Annotated in this window: 8 protein-coding genes; 7 read left to right on the forward strand and 1 reads right to left on the reverse strand. The window is 63.7% G+C overall.

Annotated elements, in window-relative coordinates:
* The first annotated feature begins 801 nt into the window (after window positions 1-801).
* From B0I32_RS49295 to B0I32_RS49320, 5 genes are all read left to right on the forward strand, one after another.
* Window positions 802-4,488: an nSTAND1 domain-containing NTPase gene (locus B0I32_RS49295; RefSeq protein ID WP_181308642.1), complete on the forward strand. Its 3,687-nt coding sequence runs from the start codon at window positions 802-804 to the stop codon at window positions 4,486-4,488.
* A gap of 883 nt (window positions 4,489-5,371) precedes the next feature.
* Window positions 5,372-6,268, forward strand: a complete 897-nt coding sequence (locus B0I32_RS49305) for a hypothetical protein (protein ID WP_146178594.1) — start codon at window positions 5,372-5,374, stop codon at window positions 6,266-6,268.
* 160 nt (window positions 6,269-6,428) lie between these two features.
* The gene (locus B0I32_RS57000; RefSeq protein ID WP_146178595.1) at window positions 6,429-8,189 is read left to right on the forward strand and encodes a hypothetical protein; all 1,761 of its coding nucleotides are present in this window, start codon (window positions 6,429-6,431) and stop codon (window positions 8,187-8,189) included.
* A gap of 600 nt (window positions 8,190-8,789) precedes the next feature.
* Window positions 8,790-13,061, forward strand: a complete 4,272-nt coding sequence (locus B0I32_RS57005; RefSeq protein WP_146178596.1) for a P-loop domain-containing protein — start codon at window positions 8,790-8,792, stop codon at window positions 13,059-13,061.
* The gene (locus tag B0I32_RS49320; protein WP_219912416.1) at window positions 13,061-13,906 is read left to right on the forward strand and encodes a hypothetical protein; all 846 of its coding nucleotides are present in this window, start codon (window positions 13,061-13,063) and stop codon (window positions 13,904-13,906) included. Before B0I32_RS57005 ends, B0I32_RS49320 begins: the two co-directional genes overlap by 1 nt.
* 130 nt (window positions 13,907-14,036) lie before the next feature.
* Here B0I32_RS49320 and B0I32_RS57010 read toward each other — a convergent pair whose 3' ends face one another.
* Entirely contained in the window at window positions 14,037-14,675 is a 639-nt protein-coding gene (locus tag B0I32_RS57010; protein WP_146178597.1) for a hypothetical protein, read from the reverse strand.
* A gap of 479 nt (window positions 14,676-15,154) precedes the next feature.
* Between B0I32_RS57010 and B0I32_RS49330 the strand changes: the two genes are divergently transcribed.
* The gene (locus tag B0I32_RS49330; protein ID WP_219912417.1) at window positions 15,155-18,181 is read left to right on the forward strand and encodes an ATP-binding protein; all 3,027 of its coding nucleotides are present in this window, start codon (window positions 15,155-15,157) and stop codon (window positions 18,179-18,181) included.
* Window positions 18,117-18,425 (forward strand): YciI family protein, encoded by a 309-nt coding sequence (locus B0I32_RS49335; RefSeq protein ID WP_219912418.1) that lies wholly within the window; start codon window positions 18,117-18,119, stop codon window positions 18,423-18,425. Before B0I32_RS49330 ends, B0I32_RS49335 begins: the two co-directional genes overlap by 65 nt.
* Window positions 18,426-18,597: the final 172 nt, after the last annotated feature.

Genomic DNA, 18,597 nt, shown 5'->3' on the forward strand with positions numbered 1-18,597 from the left:
TTCGATGTATCGCCATGGCCGTACCATTGCCTCTGGCGCGTCTTACTTAAGCGCTACATTGAGCAATCTAGTTCGCATAGGAAAATTCACTATCCGGAAACGACTAGAATGGTGGCTGAGCAGGTCGCTTTCCTACGAAACCCAGCGAGTGCTCCGAGGTGCAAGGCGAAAATTAGGGGTTATCGAGCGTCGGAACGGTGGCGGCGGTGAAGCCGTTCAGCAGGCCGTGACGGTATTGCATCTTTTTAGCTTTGTTTTGATCAATGCGGCGAGGTGGTCGGCGTCACGGGGAGCAAGGTTGACCAGACCGCACTTCAGCGCTGACCAGACGCCCAACAGCCAAGTGGGCAAATCCGCTTACTCCTGAGCAAGCTCAGGATGTTCTCGGAGCCCTTCGCTGTCGATAAGCAGCCGTCCGGACGCGAGTGACCAATGGTTGCGCCAGTACTCCTGGAAACTTCCGATCACAAACCCGACTCCGTTGCCGCTCTCAGGGACAAGCAAACCAGCCAATACATCGCGGCTGTCACTACCTTCCGGCCAGCTCGCGGGCCTTGTCGTCCTCGTTGCCTGCTTGGCGCAACCGATCGTAGGCGTGCTGACCAAGGTCCGTGGCGAGCGGCGGGCCTTCAGCGTCACCCGATGGCTATAGTCCCTGCACGACGCGCCGCCACTTTGGCCAGGCCAAAGGTGAAGGAATATCCCGCGTGCGGACTCGGCCGACGAGCGGACAGAACCAGAGAACGCCACGAGCACTGGTCGAGCGAGACTGAGCTGGTACGTTGCATATACGGGAAGGCAGTGGAGGACACCGTGGGTGGGAAATCACGTACGCGGCTGGAGGTACGATCCCTCTTCCTAGGGCTGGTCTTCGGATTTGGCACGAACTTGGTCACCGCCAACCCGGAAACTTGGCCGGAACCCTTACCTCTCATCGATCGCTATGCGCCTGTATGGCTGGTCCTAGGCGTTTCTGCTGCTCTTGCCCATGAGGCGATCGGGCGCCTGCGGGAGAAACGGCGCATCCTGTGGCAAGGACCGGGCAGCCCATATGCCGGCCTTTCCCCTTTCACGGCCGACCGCGCCAAGGTATTCTTTGGCCGCGACACCGAGGTTGCCCGCATCGTCGCGAGACTCACCAAATCGGGCGTGAATCCGTCGCTGCGCTTCATACCGGTGGTGGGTCCCTCCGGCAGCGGAAAGTCTTCCCTGATCCATGCGGGCCTCATACCGAGCCTTTCATCCCGTTGGTCCGTCCTCGGGTCGATCCACCCCGGTTCCAGCCCGTTCACGGCACTCGCCGAATGCCTGACGCGAAGAGAGCCCACGTCCGGACTTCCCCACGCCCAGGTCGTCGCTCGTACGGCCCGGCTACTGCGCGAAGAGGCGAGCCGGCTTGACGACAAGCTGACGGCCGAGCCCCGGCTCGACGCTCTTCTCTCCGCCCTCGCGGCCTCCCGCCGCGGGGGTGATCGGACCCTCCTTGTGATCGACCAGTTCGAAGAGCTGGTGACGCTCACCTCCCCGCCAGAACGAAGCCTCTTCTTGAGCCTGCTCCATGCGGCCTTGTCTTCCGACCCGGCACTTCACGTCGTGGCAGCCCTCAGGCCGGAGGCGCTCTCGGAGTTCGACCAGCACGAGCACGGTCCTCTCTTCGCCCGACCGTTCAGCATCAATCCACTGGATGATCAGAAGCTTCGCGACATCGTCGTCAAGCCTGCCGCCGCGGCCGGATTGGTGATCGAGGATCAGGTGCTCGATCAGATGCTCGCTGAGGCCACGGTCGGCGACGCCCTGCCACTGCTGAGCCATCTTCTTGAGCGCCTCCATACAGATTTCGGGCAGGACGGCGTCATCACGGCCGATGCGTTCAACCGAGCCGGACGAGTGGTCGGCGCCATCACCAGGCACGCCGAAGAGGTGCACCAAGGACTTCGTGTCGTCTACAGCAACGAGGAGATAAACAGGACGTTGCTTCGCTTCGTCATCTGGGGCGACCGCGAGCCTGTACGCCAGTCGGTGGCACGCCAAGACCTCAGCGAGACATCCCAGACCATGGCAGAGGAGTTCCGCGCTGCCCGCCTGATCGTGGACGTCGACAACGGCAACCGCCTCGAGCTGGCGCACGATGCCCTTATCCGGCAGTGGGACCGTTTCCAGCGCCTCATCGCAGATTCCGCCGACGAGCTGCGACGCTTGAAGATCCTCAGGCTCCGAGCAGAAGAGTGGGCGGCGTCAGGAAGATCGCAGGACGATCTCCTCCGCGGACAAGTGCTGCGCGAGGCTACCGAGCTCCTCAGCATCTTTCCCGAGTCGGAAACGGTCCAGGCATACCTCGAAGCCTCACATGACGACGCGAAGATCGACGTATCTCTGCAGGCGAGCGCCGTCGCCGAACGAGCTCAGACCATTCGGGACCAGGACCGCCCGCTCGCCATCGCACTGGCCAAGGCAGCCGTGGAGGAGTTGTCCCCGTCGGAGGAAGCAGTGCTGGCCTTGTGGGGCCTGATGGCCCGCCCCGCCCTCACCCGTTTCCCGATCGGCCACAGCGACCGCATCCTCTCGCTCGCATGGCTCCCTGACGGATCAGGGCTGATGTCCATTTCTCGCGATGCATCCATATGCACATGGGACCTTCACGGAAACCGCATCAAGTACAAAACACTTCCGCACGACAAAGCGGGCGGACGGCTCCAAGGCGCCAAATTGTCCATCAACGGTTCACGGGCCATCACCGAGAATAGGGACAGTTCTTCGTCGCTCTGGGACATGGAGAACATCCGCGAACTCGGTCATAGCGCTCCAGACCCACTCACGTCGATGGACTTGGAGAAGTGCGAGTGGTCCGCTGACGGGAATCTCCTCGCCGGTCAGGTCGAGTACAAGGACATCCTCATATGGAATCTCCGCACCACCGCCTCCGAAGACGGCAAGCTACCGGGTCGGACCATCCCGGCTCCATACGCCCAGCGCCTCTCCTGGGCTCCAGACCAGTCAAGACTCGCCGTTCTCGGCGACGAGCAGCTTCTGGTGATCGATCTCTCTACCGACCAGGGGACGCTGAGCATCAGCGTGGACCGGCCCTGCGACATCGTCGCATGGAGCCCGGACAGCCGATCACTTCTCGTGGCGGAGCGCCCCAAGAGACGCCGCAACATGCGCGTCAGGATCATCAAGGCGGACACCGGCCACGACGTCCACTCGTGGTGGTCCAAACCGGCGAGCGCTGTCGCCTGGTCACCTGACGGCCGCTTCCTCGCAGTCGCCATACAGCCACGCCACTTGAACCTGTCGATGGCGGAATTCGAGCGCATGTCCGACGACGATACCGGTCGGCTCATGGAGGGCCTCATTGAGCTCTGGGACGACCAAGGCAACGTCCTCCGGCGCAAGCCCATGGAAGATGAGCATTTCACGTCTCTCTCCTGGTCTCCTGATAGCCGTTTTCTTGCTTTCTGCGCAGAGTTCGGAAGCAAGGCATTCATCTGGGATATCGACAATGACGAGATCTTCCCCACCTTGAGCGCCCGAATAAGGGCAGCGTCATGGTCGCCCGACCACTCCCGAGCAATCGTCGCCTGGGGATTCGACCCGGGCCAGGTCTACCTCGCACTCGGCTCTCCCGACCAAGAGTCCCTGGATGTGCGGCAACTCACCGGCGACGAGGACGTCGACCACCGACAGGTAACCTGGGCCTCCGACTCCCAGAGGGTGGCGCTGGCCCGAGACAGCGTCGAGATCTGGAACAGCTACACCGCGCTCTGCGAGCGCCGCCTGCACTATGAGCAGTCGATGTTGAGCGAAATGGCCTGGTCGCCTGATGGACGCTACTTAGCGACCTCGAGTCATGACTGGTGGCTGGCGGAAGACAGTCAGCTCCTGGTCTGGGACATGGACACGGGGCGTCCTGCGGCAACGATGGCGCGAATCGACCCCCATTCCGGCCCGGTCGCCTGGTCACCGGATGGCTCAAAGATCGCAGCCAGCGACGGCGCCAATACCATGCGCATCTGGGCCGCTCATACAGGCGACATCGCACTATCGATCGAATACCCTCGGCAGCGCACAACCGCCCTGGCATGGTCGCCAGCCGGCGGGCTTCTCGCCGTCGGCACCGAAGACGGGCAGGTCCGCCTCTGGGATACGCAGACCGGCGACCTCACGCACAGCTGCCTCGGTCACGAAGCCGCCGTACAACTGCTCGCCTGGTCATCCACAGGCACCTTTCTTGCCTCCGCCGCCGACAACACCGTCCGTCTGTGGTCTCCGGTCACGGGAAAGGCAGTGGCGGTCTTGGACGCCACCGACAGTAGCCTTCTCGATCTGACCTGGTCCGCCGACGAACGACAGCTCACCCTCATCGCCGGAGACAACACCATCCGCACATGGACATTGCCCGATGACGCTGAGCCGCTTATGCACCAAGCCAGCGGTTTCCCCTTGCCGCCGCTCACCCCTCAAGACCGCAGTCGCTACGGCCTTCCGTGACTATTGCTTTCTCATGCTTCGAGGGAATTCCAACTCAATAGCCAGCACCCCTCGTACCTCCTGGGCTGACCCTCTTCATCCCTTAGTCGGTGATACTCCTTGGGCAGCTGGACTTCCTCGGTTCTGCCGGATGGGGCGCCATTACTCTCCTGGCAACGCGTGATGCGACCCGACCGGCTTCCACACTCGTTTGGCTTGCGCGGGAGCGGATCGGCCCCCTCCACGAGGTGTCTCGTGCGGGGAGCCGATCGGTGACGACGCTGCGGCTATCTGTCGAGGAAAGGGACAGGCGTTACTTGGGCCTTTTGCCGGACGCGAGCCGGCGGCAGTTCCATCGCTGCATAGCGGCCAATAGTCGAAGTGTGAACTCCTGCCTCCCTGGGAGGAGGGGGCCGATCAGCAACGCCGGGGAGAGGACGACGACCAGGAGCAGTAGCGGTAGCGTCTCGATGACAACAACGATCGCCATGGGCATGGAGGGAAGGTCGAGACGGTCGGACCTAGCAGGGCAAAACATACAAGTGCTCCGTTTCTGATGAGGCTCCGCCGTCATGGGCGGCGCGATGGACCAAGTGGAGCACCAGGCGTTTCCCACGTTGCCGTCAAGCTCGGGGGGTTCAATCTCTACCCTGACCACATGCCACGTACCCCGCCTTCCTCAGCCGACCGCGAGCTCGTCAACCACGCCGCCGCCCAAGGAGTTGCCGTGTCTGCCCGCCAATTGGAACGCTGGCGGGCCGATGGACTCCTGCAGCCAAATGAGGTGCGTTCGCTGGGCCGGGGCCGTGGAAGGACGTCCGCGCCCTCGCCAGGTGCGCATGAGATGGTGGTCTGGCTTGGCCGGCACGCTGGCCCAGGTAAGCGGCCTGGTGATCTGGCGCTCATGGCATTCGGTGAGGGACTGCCAGTGCCAGAGGCAGTTGTCCGGAAGGCGTTCGCTGAAGCCGGTAAGCTTCTATCTCCCGAAAACGTCCTACCTGGAGGGTCCGCGGAGGACGTAGCGGATGCCTATGCAGCTAAGCACGATCGTAGCGACCCCGTACCAGCGCGAATTAGGCGCATCGACGCCGCTCTAACGGCGCTCTTGGAGGCTGCGGGAGTCAGCGTCGACGAAGTGACACAGGCCGTTCTCGCTCAGTTCGACCGCCAGGCCCCGCTCGTGCAGGCGGAGCGCGTGACGCGGCGGGATTGGGTGTACGCCAGCACGATAGCGGCGATCGACGGCGCCGAGAGTCTGGACGTGGGCTATATGGGGACGTTGGCTCGGAGTCTGGCTCCCCTGGGGGTGCCAGCACCGGTCGCGGAAGACTTGGAGCTCTGCTGGCCAGGCAGCGAGCAGGAGGCAGCACAGCTGTTGACGCCTGAGAATGGTCTCGCTTTCCTCCCTGCTGGCAGCTTGAACGAGATCTTTCTTCAACTCGCAGAGGCGACGTCTCTCCCCGATCTTCTCCAAGCATGGCAGATCGCCGCTCATCTGCCTGTATGGGCAGTGGACCTGTGCGACCGTGTCGAAGCTGCTCTAGCCGCACGCAACTCTGTGGAGACGCTGAACGAGTGGATCCAGACTATGTTCGGGCCTACCCGAGGTCTGCTGGTGACCGCAGCCCGTAACGCCGGACAGAGCCCGCGAAAGACTGCCATCGATGCTTTGATACTGCTGTTCCAGCGGGAAGCTCTTCGACGGGTCTTGGCAGCGGTCCCTGATGCTGAGGTGCAGAACCTGGAGCAGCCGTGGGTATTCCCTACCTTTATGACCGACTTCATGATGACCAGCACCTAGGGGAGAGATGTACCTGCAAAGCCCCTCAGAAGGCTGCGGCCGGTTCTCTCTTTGGGATCCGCGACTACAGACTCCGTGGCTGCCGGATAGGTGGTTGTTGGCGAACGGGTGTGCAGACTGAATGCATACAGCGCATCAGTGTTGAGGTGGGTGATGGCAGTTGCGCAAGGACGACACCAGCGATGCCTCGCGTCCGGATGGACGGATATCCAGTCCCGAGACACTCCATCTGCGCGCCGCCACTCGCGCCCTTCGATTGCACCTCGACGAGCTACCGGTCGATTTCCACTTCTGGGGACCCAGCGACCAGTTCCTTGCGGAATGCGCGTTTCCGTTTGCACGGCAGCGGTACGACTGCGCTGAGTCAATGATCGGTGCCGGATTCGGTGGAACCGTACTCGGCTCCCTTGCACGTAGCTTTTTCGACGACGGGTTGCGATGGCTCTGGATCGGTGACGATCCAGCGAATAGGCGCTTCGCTCTGCTAGGCAGCATGCTCGAAGAGCGCAACCGCGTGTGCGTGACGCTCGAGTGGAACCACGCTTCTTGCCCCATTCTGCCACGCTGGTTCGCGCCGATACTTGGCGTGACAGATTTGACCGGTTCATCCGAGATGTGGCTTCGCGCGCCTGCCGTTCCGGACCAGGCGACGCTTCTAAATGCCTTCCTCAGCGGTGTCCGCCCCATCCATGTGGCTCAGGACGAACTACTGGACGCGGCTCGCGGCCTTATCGACCTCGCCGGATTGCGTGGAGCCGTCATGGTCCTCGCGCATGCCGGCCATGGCAATCTCCTCGGCACGCAGAGCAGCTTCACGGAAAGAGGCGGCATAGGTCACGATCTACGTCCTGACCACGAAGCGCTCTACATGCAGGTTGCAGCCGTTGGGGTCACGCTTACGTTGATAGGGGTCAGCCGAGCTATACCCGAGAGCTGCCCAGATGAGGTGCCACAACGCTCCTTCCTTATGGAGACCTTGCGGTTAACCACCGAAATCGTCAATGCGGCTACCGTCATTCATGGTCTGCGTGCCCCCAAAAAGCCCAGGGCAGCGGCGCGCCGCCAAAGTAGCAGCCCACGGCCTGCCCCCCTTCTTCGGCCCACCGCCTTGCTGTCTCCCGACGATCTTCTACCCGACGTCAACTCAGCCGACAAGGTGATCGAGGCAGCGGAACAGTACTACGATGCAGCGAGAAGCTGGGCAGCCGACCCATGGCAAGAGGACCGGCCAGTTAACGTGGCCAGCATCCTAACCTATGGTGGTGCTCACTCCTCCCTGCAAGCGGTCATGTCGACATACGACCAGCCAGGGAGCGCAGTAATCGCGGTCTTCGCCGCACGCATGCTCCTCGAAGAGGCCGCACGATTCAAATGGATGGTCGAAGGTAGGACAGAGGACGAAATCAGGCACCACTTCACCCAATTCTTCGAGGAGCAACGGGCCAGGCGCAAGAAGGTTCTTGATGAGCTCTCCGGGGACGGTGTCGCACGCGCTAAAGCTGAGAGGCTTCTAGCCCTCCCGTCCAACGTCACCGTAATCACTCCGTACGACAGCATCTCCAGAGGCCGCAAGCCGATGCCTCCCATCGAGAAGATGCTAGAGATCATGGGGGAGCCCTATCCCGAGCCAGGCTGGCTGAACGTGGCGTACTCACTGTTGAGCCAAGTCACGCACAGTACGCCGATTGGCCACCTCCACATGGCCCGCTTCCAGGGAGGTACTCTTCACGCAAATGAGATCTCCCCCGAGATGCTGGGGCTGGCTCTTGATGCGGCTTGCCTGGGCAGCGCCCATCTCATCGGGATCTCAGCCACCTTCCTGTCTGCCGGCAGCCAGGAGGCCCGTGATCATTCGCTCTCGCTCCATCGGCTTGCCTACGACGTCCATATTCGCGCGCGCCTGGTTCACGGACTCGACTGATCCGGGTGATCCACAGGTCTCACGGAGTCGATCAAGTCAGCGTCACGAATGGGGGACATACACGGGTGATCAAGTGAGATGCTACGACCGCTTCTGACATCCCTGCAGCTCAAAGCCGTTGGTCACGCCACATTGTCCACGCTCTCCTACAGCGGGCGTTGGGAGAACTCTTTCTGCTGCCTTGCTTCACGTATGCGCGGGGCTTAATTTTCCTTAGTCTCAGAGGCGTCCCATGCGGGGGGCACGCGCTGGGACGATGTCCTGGGATCTGGAGCTCCAATGGTCCGAGTAGTGCTGGCAGGTGCTAGTTCATTCGAAGAGTCTCCTCGGGAGGAAGGTGATCCAACCGCGAACCAAGGGTTTGGCGCATTGTCGTCCATCGACCCTGCCCTGCGTCAGCTCTCCGCGTCGTTCGAGAGACTTGACGGAGTACGTGTGGAAACCGTTCTCCTCAATGCCACGAAGGGGCAGCTTGAGGCCTGCTGGCGAACTCTTCTCTCAGGCCCTTCAGACGAGCCAGTAGTCTTCCACTTTGCTGGTCATGGCCTCCGGATGGGTTCCACGTTATATCTACCCGTTTGGGACAGTAGGTCCGGATCGGTGCCAGCCACAACGATCCACCTCAACAGCTGGCTCGACGAGGTAGAGCACACCTCAGGTGCCCCTCCCGTGCTGTTTATGCTCGACGTGTGCGGAGGAGGCCAAGCTGCGGCCTATCAGCTGGTTCAGGGAATCCGGGAGCAGGAGCGACGAGCGTGGATCATCGCTGCCTGCGCGGACGACGAGAGAACTTACGGCGCGCGCTTCACCCGAGCGGCTGGACGGGCGATCGACCTTCTGCGGAGAGGGCACTGGGACCTATCTCCTGCAGTGCGTAACATCCCCCTGGAGACGGTGGCTCAGCAGATATCTCAGGAACTTGCACGCCTGGACGATAACCAAGGCTATGTGCCGACCGTCATTCACAGCCCAAAGCTCGCGGCCTCGGTCACGCCTCCTCCGTTCTTTGTGAACCCCGCGTACAGCGCTAACCCGGCCGGCCGTCTGCGTCCGCGACTCAACATAGCCCTGACAGACATTGCCTCGGAGTTCGACGCCGCGTTCGATCTGGAACATTTCCTCACCAAGGCTGCGGGAGTCCCGTCCTGGGGGACGGGTCTGTCTGGCTGCTTCTTCACTGGCCGGGCCAGCGAGCTGACCCGTATCCGAGACTGGCTGGAGAGCGAAGAGCGCGTGCTGGTCGTAACCGGAGAGCCCGGCGCCGGGAAATCCGCGCTGATCGGTGTGACAGTCTGGTTGGCTCATCCGAGTCTGCAGCCGTTGAGTCTTCCCGTACTGAGCCGAGTGCCCTCCGAGCTGCATCCGCGGCGGAGGTATCCCACTCTCGTCGGCGTTCACGCCCGCCAACGGACGGCAGAACAGGTCGTAGACTCGCTCCACTCGCAACTTGACCGGATAAGGAAAGGATCCGCCGGGTTGCAATCAAACGACTCTCTCGAGCGGCTCATCGAGAAGGCAACTGGTTTGGCCGAGCCGGTCATCGTCGTGATAGATGCCATCGACGAGTCGATCGATGGCGAGACGCTGGTCAACCGAGTACTAGCGCGACTGCTTCGAGCGGAACGAGAGGATGGGCGTCCGGCGTTCCGCATTATGGCGGGTGTCCGCCCTTGGTGGGACCAGTTCGGCGAACTCGCGCGCTGGGCGGGCGCGGCTCTCCTCTGTCTGGACCTGGCCGAGGGCTCTGCCGCGAGCGTCAGGAGTTCCCGAGCCAAAGACCTTGCTCAATACTTTTCGAACGTCCTGGCTCTGTCGCCCGGCTACTCGATTGAGGACAGCAGAGAATCGGTCGCGCATGCTGTGGCGGCCGAGCTTGTTACCGGCCGTTACACGGGGGGCCACCTCCTAGCCACCCTTTATGCGAGCCATCTTGGCATGCGGTCGCCTCTGGACGCGGCTACCGCAGTTATACAGATCCCACGCGACCTCCCCGCCATGCTTAACCTTCAGTTGGAACCGCTGGAAGCGAGACAACCATGGTTGCGTCTCATCATGACCGCGGTGGCCAGTGGAATGGGGCAGGGCATGCCCCTAGACCTAGTGCACGTTGCCACGAAAGCGTTCATACCCGTCAATTCGTTCCATGGGCCTACGCTGGAAGACGTACGTGACGCGCTGGAGTCCGCCGCATTCTATCTGCGAACACACGTTGATGCCGGAGGACGACGGCTCTACAACTTCTTCCACCAAAGCCTCACCGATTACTTCCGAGATGACTCGTCGCTCGCCCGATTGTTTGCTCAGCTCATGTCCACAGTCCCCACAGAGAGGGAGGCGGATGGCTTCGTCTACAGGTGGGACGTAGCACCCCCATACCTTCAGGCTCATGCGCTCGATCATGCTGTCGCGACAGGCAACTCAGGCACAATCGACAGGCTTCTCCTGGATCCCCGGTTCCTTCAGGTCGCGACAGGCACACTTGAACAACTCCCCAAGGCAACATCCCGAAGCGCTCGTCGGGTCGCCCGCGCGCTACGTCCCTTCGTTAGGCATGTCCCCTCCAAGATCCACGACCAGTCCCTGCAACTAGATTTGGTGCGCTGTGGTGGGCTTGCGGTGGCGCGCCATTTGGACGCCGTCCTCCGCGATGAGGCCCCTGTGCTCTCCATCCGGTGGTCAACTGACAACACGCCCACGGGCATGACAGCTTGTCTCGGGAAGCTCGACACCCGGCCGACCACCGTCGCAATTGCGGAGTGCGACGACACCGCGATCGCGCTCATCGGTGGCGCGGACGGCTCCATTCAAGCTTGGGATTCCCTGCACGACGACGGCCGACAAAGATATCTTTTGCCGGACGTTCACGAAGGCGGTGTCCAACACCTCGTGGTCGTCGAGGTCCAAGGAGAAGCCAAGGTCATCTCATACGGAGCGGACCGCCTGGCCGTAATGATCGACGTTGGTACAGGAAGCATCGGAGCTCGCGCGCCGCTCCCGGGCACGGATGTGACGGCACTGGCGCCGGCCCGCGAGCTTGATTCATCCGTGTTTCTCGCTGGGCACATGGATGGCACAATCAGCGTGATCGGAGTGACCAGTAACAGCTTTGACCGGCTCGATGTCCAGGAATCCGGTGAGAGGGCTCCAGTCACTTCTCTGGCCTGTTCAGCGCCAGTCAATGACGAATACGTGCAACTGAGGTGTGTTTTCGGCGCACCGGAGGACGTCCAGAACGATGAAGATACTCCCCCTTCCTTGGGGATTCTGGACACCAGGCCGATCATCATCGAAGGAGGTTGGAACGGATCCGTTCGAATCAGTGAAGAGGATAAGTTGCTCTACCGACTAGAACCGTACGATAGAGGCTTTCGAGTCGTGCCAGTACTCGGGGAGTTCGTCCGAGTCGTCGAGGGGGTTAGTCGAGCTCGCAACGCCTTGGCATCACGCGGCGAAGGAACCGGTGGGGCAGCTGCATCTGACGTTATCCCGGCACCCAAGCGAGATCTCGTGGAGGCGGACATCGTCCGAGTCGGCGACGTCCGTATGGCGGTGACCGCCCACGAGGACGGATACGTCCGAGTGTGGGACCTCGACCTCGTCCCCTGGCCCGGGCTCTTGGGCCGCGGCACCACCCTGTTCATCACGTGCTTCTTGGATCGTGAGGTGGCCGTCGCTGTTTCGACTCGTCCCGTGACCGTCAAGGCCTGGGATATCGAGACGGGTGCCGAGTTGGCCGAGCTCCTCGGTCTAGGACAGGCCTCTCACACCGCAGTCGCAGTGGTCGGCAGTGAGCTCTTGGCCCTCACCGCCACGGCTGAGGAGGGGCTGGATCTTTATGACGTCGTGGGCGGGTACCATCTTGCCTCCATCGATCCTCAGCTCTCGGTCACGGCGCTGGGTCTCGCAGCGTACGACTCTGGAGCGCTGGCTGTCGTGGGCAGCGCTGATGGCAACATCGACCTCTGGCTTATCGCAGACGGTGAATGGCGTCATCTAGGATTTCTGGAAGGCAATGCCCGGGAGGCCACCGGTTTCAGCTTTACCAGGGGCAGTTCTCCGCTCATGCTCCTCGCGACATTTGCTGATTCCGTCGTGCGGGTCTGGTCCCTCGATGATTTGACCGCCCCACACCAGATCCTATTCGAAAATGATCCTGATCGCAGAGTCCTTACTTGTTCCGATGACGGTCCCGAACTTTCCGTGATCACTCAGGATGAGACCGGACGAATCGAGGTTTGGGACCCAGTGGAGGGCATTCTCAGAGGTCACATCGATGATGCGCCCAGAGGATTGACCACGGCAGGTGTCTCAATTGTCGATGGCAAGATTCGCCTCGTGACTAACGGTCATGCGGCCCACACCGTTCATGTCTGGGATGCCGAAACGGGAGAGGAAATCGGTCCGCCTGTGCACCTTCCCTACACGCCATCGCGGGTTGTAGCTCACAGCACGGGCATCATCGCGAGCTCTTGGTCGGATGTGGCTGCGCTGGACTGGAGCGACCGGGTATCTCCTGACGCGGCGACCGGCGGGGTTAGCTTGACGCATGTCCTTTCTTGGTTCCCAGGTGAGATTCTTAGTTCAGGTCCGGAGGCTAATGCCTGGGACCTGCAGACTTGGGAATCCTGGATGGCAGGAGAGCCAGCCAATTGGGAGATGAGCATCCCCTCGGCCGACATGCACGAGTCGCCACGCCATCTGCGGCATCTGGTCGCCCAGAGGCTTGAGCCCGAGGGATTCGACCTCATCGATCTGGAGCCTGGCGAGTTCGAGATTAGTGTCCCAGACATCGATGGCGGCCGCTGGCGGAAGCTCCCGCTCTACCACGTCTTCACCCTCAAGGAACGTCCGGGCATCGGAAGGTCAGGCTGATGAACATCGTCGTGGTCCATGGAATCTTCAACCTGCGTGCCGGCAGGTCCCGCGAGGAGGCTGCAGACGAGCTCGCCCAGATCTGGCAGCCGAAACTGCAGGCGGGGTTCTCCTCGGCAGGGCTGTCAACCGCGGAGGTGCCGCACCTGCAAGTCGCCTACTATGCGGACAGGCTTACAAGAGCCGATGCCCAGGGTGATCCCGGGAGGCTGGAGGACCTCAGTGCTGGAGAGCAGGCTGTCGTCACCGCCTGGCTCATTGTGCTGGCGGCACCGACGCCGCCCGAACTGCAGGGTCTCGCGACCATGCCCATCCGGCAGATGCTGGACTGGATCGCCCGCCGACGCAGAGTGAATTCCACTGTGCTCTTCCGCATCGCCATCGCGCTCGCGCGTGAGGCGCACAGCTACTTGCATGTCCCGGCCTCTCGTGAAGCGGCCCGCACCGCCGTGGCAGAGGCCGTACGCACCCATCGCCCCTCGGTTCTCCTCGCGCATTCCTTGGGCTCGGTCGTCGCGTACGAGGCTCTACACCACCACGACGATCTCAAGGTCGACTGCCTTGTCACGCTTGGTTCTCCGCTGGGACTTCCCGGCGCTATCTTCGATCTCCTGGAGCCACAACCGATCGATCAGCTCGGCGACAAGCCCTCTGGCGTTAGTCAGTGGATCAACCTTGCCGACGTTGGCGATCTGGTGGCCGTGCCACGCCGGCTAGGCGACCGATTTCCGGTCGATCACCACGCCGAGGTCAGAATCAGCCCACTGGACTTCCACACGATGGGAAGTTATCTATCATCTGGGCAAGTCATTAACGTTCTTGCACCCTTTCTTCGAGGCTGCTGACAGATCTTCTCAGCAATGGCTCCTTCGGCGAGTCGGGGACATACGAGGGATGATCTTGGACCATGGACGGGCAGGTCTGACTATCCATGCAGGTCAAACCACTAGAACGAACGGAGTCGCCACCACTCTCCTAAAGCGGGTGCCGCAGGTTCGAATCCTGCCGGGGGCACACATCTCGACCAGGTGTTTTGGCTTCTGACCTGCGGTTTCTCTGCCGCAGGTTTTCTGCTTTCCAGACCCTTGATAGGTCGCCGAAGGCACCCGTATGCAGCCGTAGGACAGCGTCTTGGGGACATACGGGGGAGGACCTTGAAGGCGTTTTCCCGAGGTAAGCCCCAGATAACAAGCACCGACTGTCGCGATCGAGCCACTGCTTTCTATCACACGAGCCGATCTTGTCCGGGTTCCTGAACAGATACACAACCGCGGAGATCACGCCGGCGCTCCCGGCACCCGTGGTTACCAGCTCCAGCGTGAGCGGAGAGTTCATGGAGATGGAGCGCAGGTGGACGTTTCCCCGGGAAACCACTCCGACCGACTCCCGATAGACCATCAGCTCAAGAAGTTCGATCACCTCCCTGCTGAAGGTGTCCACCTCGGCGGGGAGTTCTTCGAGTGCTCCCACACGCTCCTTGATTTGCTGAGCGATTCTCACCGCTCTGATGACCTCGTTCAGCGTGCTCAACAGGTCGAGAGCATGCCCAAAGGCCGGATGAAGGTCAACAGTCCCCGCTGTCGAGTCGATCACGACTTCCAGGCCGCTGCCCACGCGAGTGCGCTCATCTAAGGCCTCTCGCTCACAACAGAAGATCTTAGCTACCGCCGTCGGAGGTAGCGCCTGATGCAGACAACCTGCATCGGCTGTGGCACTCCCGACGAGTGCCACGGCCCGCCGATGCTGGACGCAACGTACGACGCCTACTCGGAGGGGCCTGACGGGGCCGGCTGTTGTACGACTGCATCGAGGCCGGAGCGTCAACCATCAAGCGAGACAGGACACGTTAAGCGAACTGATGACGGCACAGTCGGAACCGTCAGAGCCGCACACAGAGAGCCGAACCAGACCACTCCGCGGGACGTTACCGACAGAAAGTCCCGCTCATTACTGACTCGACACCCCTTCCGAGCTGCGAGAAACTCCTCGCGATGACGCGACGAACCGATACGCCTCCCACCCGGGACGAGCGCCCACACCTGATGACCTTTCTGCACCACACTCGCGGCAGCGGCTTGACGTAGGAGCGACGAATGTCACTGGTGGGCAGGGAGGTCGAGCGAGCGCGGATTCAAGGCCTGCTGGCAGATGCGCGCCAAGAACGCAGCGGCGCCCTGGCTCTGCGGGGCGCGGCGGGCATCGGGAAATCGGTTCTTCTCGACCACGCCGTGTCGATCGCCGAAGCCGAAGGTGGCATGCGCGTGGTCCGCGGGGCAGGGGTCGAGTCCGACTCCGAGCTGGCTTACGGCGGCCTGCACCAGCTCTTGTTCCCGCACCTTGATCGGTTGGACGCCCTCCCCGCGCCCCAGGCCAGGGCGCTGCGTCGCGCCTTCGGCCTGTCAGAGGGGGATGAGGCCAACCGATTCCTGATCTCCGCCGGCACCCTGTCGTTGCTCGCTGATCTGGCCGATGGTGGCCCGCTGCTGTGCGTGGTCGATGACCTGCAGTGGCTCGACCAGGGTTCCGTGGAGGCGCTGCTGTTCGCGGCCCGTCGCTTCGTGGCCGACCCGATCGCGATGCTTTTCGCGGTACGCGAGACGTCGATGCCGTTCGACATCGCCGGCGTCGAGGTCATGGACCTGTCAGGCCTCGGCGCGCCCGATGCCGCCCGGCTGCTCGGCGACCACGCGCCGGAACTCGTCGAACCGGTGCGGGCCCGGGTCCTCGCGGAGTCCGGCGGAAATCCCCTGGCGATCATCGAGCTCGGGTCGTCGCGGCTCGCGGCGAACGATGCCGACGGAGCCGGTCCGGCCGAGCAGGTCGGCCCGCTGCCGGTGCCCCGCCGCGTACAGGAGACGTTCCGCCACCAGATCGCAGGGCTTCCCGACCCCACCCAACGTGCGCTTGTGGTGGCGGCGGCCGACATGGCGGCGCCGCTGACGACGATCCTGCAGGTGATCGAATCCCTCGGTGGCACCGCGGGCGACCTGGCTCCCGCCGAACGCGACCGCCTGGTCTGGATCGACGATCGGATCACGTTCCGCCACCCTCTGGTCAGGGCGGCCGCCTACCAGGACGCGCCGCTGCAGCGGCGGATCGAGGTGCATCGCGCGTACGCCGAGGCGCTGCGCTCGGACGCTGATGCCGACCGCCGGGCCTGGCACCTCGCCGCCGCCACGACTGCCCCTGACGAGGCCGTGGCCGCGGAACTGGAAGGGGCGGCGGAGCGGGCCTGGCACCGGGGCGGCGCGATGGCGATGTCCGCCGCCTACGACCGAGCCGGCCGGCTCAGTCCCGACCGGGAGCTGAAGGCCCGGCGGATCGCCCGGGCCGGCCAGGCCGCGTTCGATGCCGGCAAGGCCGACCGCGCCGCCCGGCTGGCGGCGGAAGCGCTCTCGCTCACCACCGACCCCGGCGTCCGGGCCGCGGCCATCTACACCCGTGGCGCCGTGGAGTACGAACGCACCTCACCACGGGCCGATGCGGAGCTGACGATCGAAGCCGCCGCGTTGGTGTGCGACACCGATCCGGAGCGCGCCGCGCTCACCCTGTACGAGGCCGCGCACGCCGCCCGGCACGGAGCCGCACACGATGTCCTGCGGCGTGCGGCGGATCTGATGCGCGGGTTCACCCCGCCGGACGATTGGCCGCCTGTCGTCGCCGCCCTGCTCGGGTGGGCGGAGCTCTTCGCCGGACGTCCGGAGCTGGCCGTCGGCCCGATGCGCGATCTGTACACCGCCACCCGCGGCGGCGCGAACCACCTGACTCATCGCATCACGGCCGGGTTCGGCGGGCTCATGATCGCGGACGACGACGAAGTCATCGCCGAGGCCGAGGACATGCTGGCCGAGGTACGGGCCGGCGGGGCGCTGGGGTGGATCCCGTACACCCTGAACGTGCTCGCGGTGGCGCGGCTGTTCCGCGGCGAGTTCGCGGACGCCCGCGCGTGCGTGGCGGAAGGCGCGTCCGTGAGCGACGAACTCGGGAACACGACCGAGAGCCTGGCGCACCGGTCGGTGGAGGTGTGGTTGCACGCCGTGGCGGGTGACGAGGCACGCTGCCGGGCTCTCGCCGAGGAGGTGCTCCCGCGCGCCCGGGTCCGGCACCGGGTCAACGCCGAGATCGCGGCCTGGGGTCTCGGCATGCTCGACCTCTCCGCCCGGCGGTTCGGGGAGGCGTTCGAACGGCTCGAACGAGTGTCCCAGGGTCCTGCGAGCCGCGACCTGCTGATCAGGGCGGTGCCGGATCTGGTGGAAGCAGCCGTACGCGGCGGCATGCCGGATCGCGCCGAGGGGCCGCTGGCGGCGTTCTGCCATTGGGCGGAGCACGTCGACCGCCCGGTCGCCACCGGGCTCGCCCTGCGCTGCCGGGCCTTGCTGGCCGGCGACGGCGACGCCGACGCGCTGTACACCGAGGCGCTGCGGCTCCATGAGCGGCACGGCGGCTCCTATGAGCGCGCCCGTACCCAGCTGGTGTACGGCGAGTGGCTGCGCCGCCGGCGCCGCCGTACCGAGGCCCGCGCCCATCTAGGCGGCGGTGACCGTGTTCGAGCGCCTCGGCGCGGGGCTCTGGGCCGAGCGTGCACGCGGCGAGTTGGCCGCCTTCGGCGAGCGGGGCGACGAGCCTCGGCGCGGCGGTCCGCTCACCCTGCTGACCCCGCAGGAACTGCAGGTCGTACGGCTGGCCGCCACCGGTCACACGAACAAGGAGATCGCCGCGCAGCTGTTCCTCAGCCCACGGACCGTCGGCCACCACCTCTACAAGGCGTACCCGAAACTCGGCGTCACCGGCCGCGCCGAGCTGACCGACCTCGTCGAGCCCGCTGCCGGCGAGCCGGGCAAGTAGCCGCGTGGTGGCCGACGCCAGTCATCGGTCTCCCGGACGCCGGTAACGATGACCGATGCGTCGCCGAGAAGCGCCCTTCTAACGTTCAGACAGCGGTCGCCGGCCGCGACGCTCGAAGTCACCATCCAGAGCATGAACGAGGAGACAACCATGACGAACTACTTTCTGAGCCTCCCCCACGACTCCGCCGAGGAGCCGACGATGGAGGGCATGGATCCCGCGGAGCTGGCGGAAGTGATCGCCGCGGTCGAAGCGTTCAACACCGCGCTTCATGAGGCGGGCGCGTTCGTGTCCGCTGGAGGCCTGCAGCCGCCGTCGACGGCGATCACGGTGGACTACTCCGGCGACGGCCCCGTCCTCACACCGGGCCCCTCCATCGAGGCCAAGGAGTACCTCGGCGGTTTCTGGATCATAGAGGCCGAGAACGACGACGTCGCGATCGAATGGGCCAAGCAGGTCTCGCGGGCGCTGCGCAGCAGGGTCGAGGTACGTGCCTTCCAGGAGGAACCCGCTTCCTGACGATCCGGCCCCTTCCCGCTCCGGCCCACTCCGGTCCCTCTGAAAGGTCAACGTCATGACGCTCCCGTCGAACCTCCGAAGGGTGCGGAGGTGGGGCCTGATCCTCCTCATGGTGAGCCAGGTCGTCGGCGGCGGCCCACCCACCAGCGCCCGGCCCACCATGACCAGGAGA

Origin of the sequence: Nonomuraea fuscirosea, assembly GCF_003001935.1 — a bacterium.
GTDB lineage: Bacteria > Actinomycetota > Actinomycetes > Streptosporangiales > Streptosporangiaceae > Nonomuraea > Nonomuraea fuscirosea.

Coding starts and splice junctions, on each gene's coding strand:
- B0I32_RS49305 (WP_146178594.1), top strand. CDS start 5,372: ATGGCATTCGGTGAGGGACTGCCAGTGCCAGAGGCAGTTGTCCGGAAG.
- B0I32_RS49320 (WP_219912416.1), top strand. CDS start 13,061: ATGAACATCGTCGTGGTCCATGGAATCTTCAACCTGCGTGCCGGCAGG.
- B0I32_RS49330 (WP_219912417.1), top strand. CDS start 15,155: ATGTCACTGGTGGGCAGGGAGGTCGAGCGAGCGCGGATTCAAGGCCTG.
- B0I32_RS49335 (WP_219912418.1), top strand. CDS start 18,117: ATGGATCCCGCGGAGCTGGCGGAAGTGATCGCCGCGGTCGAAGCGTTC.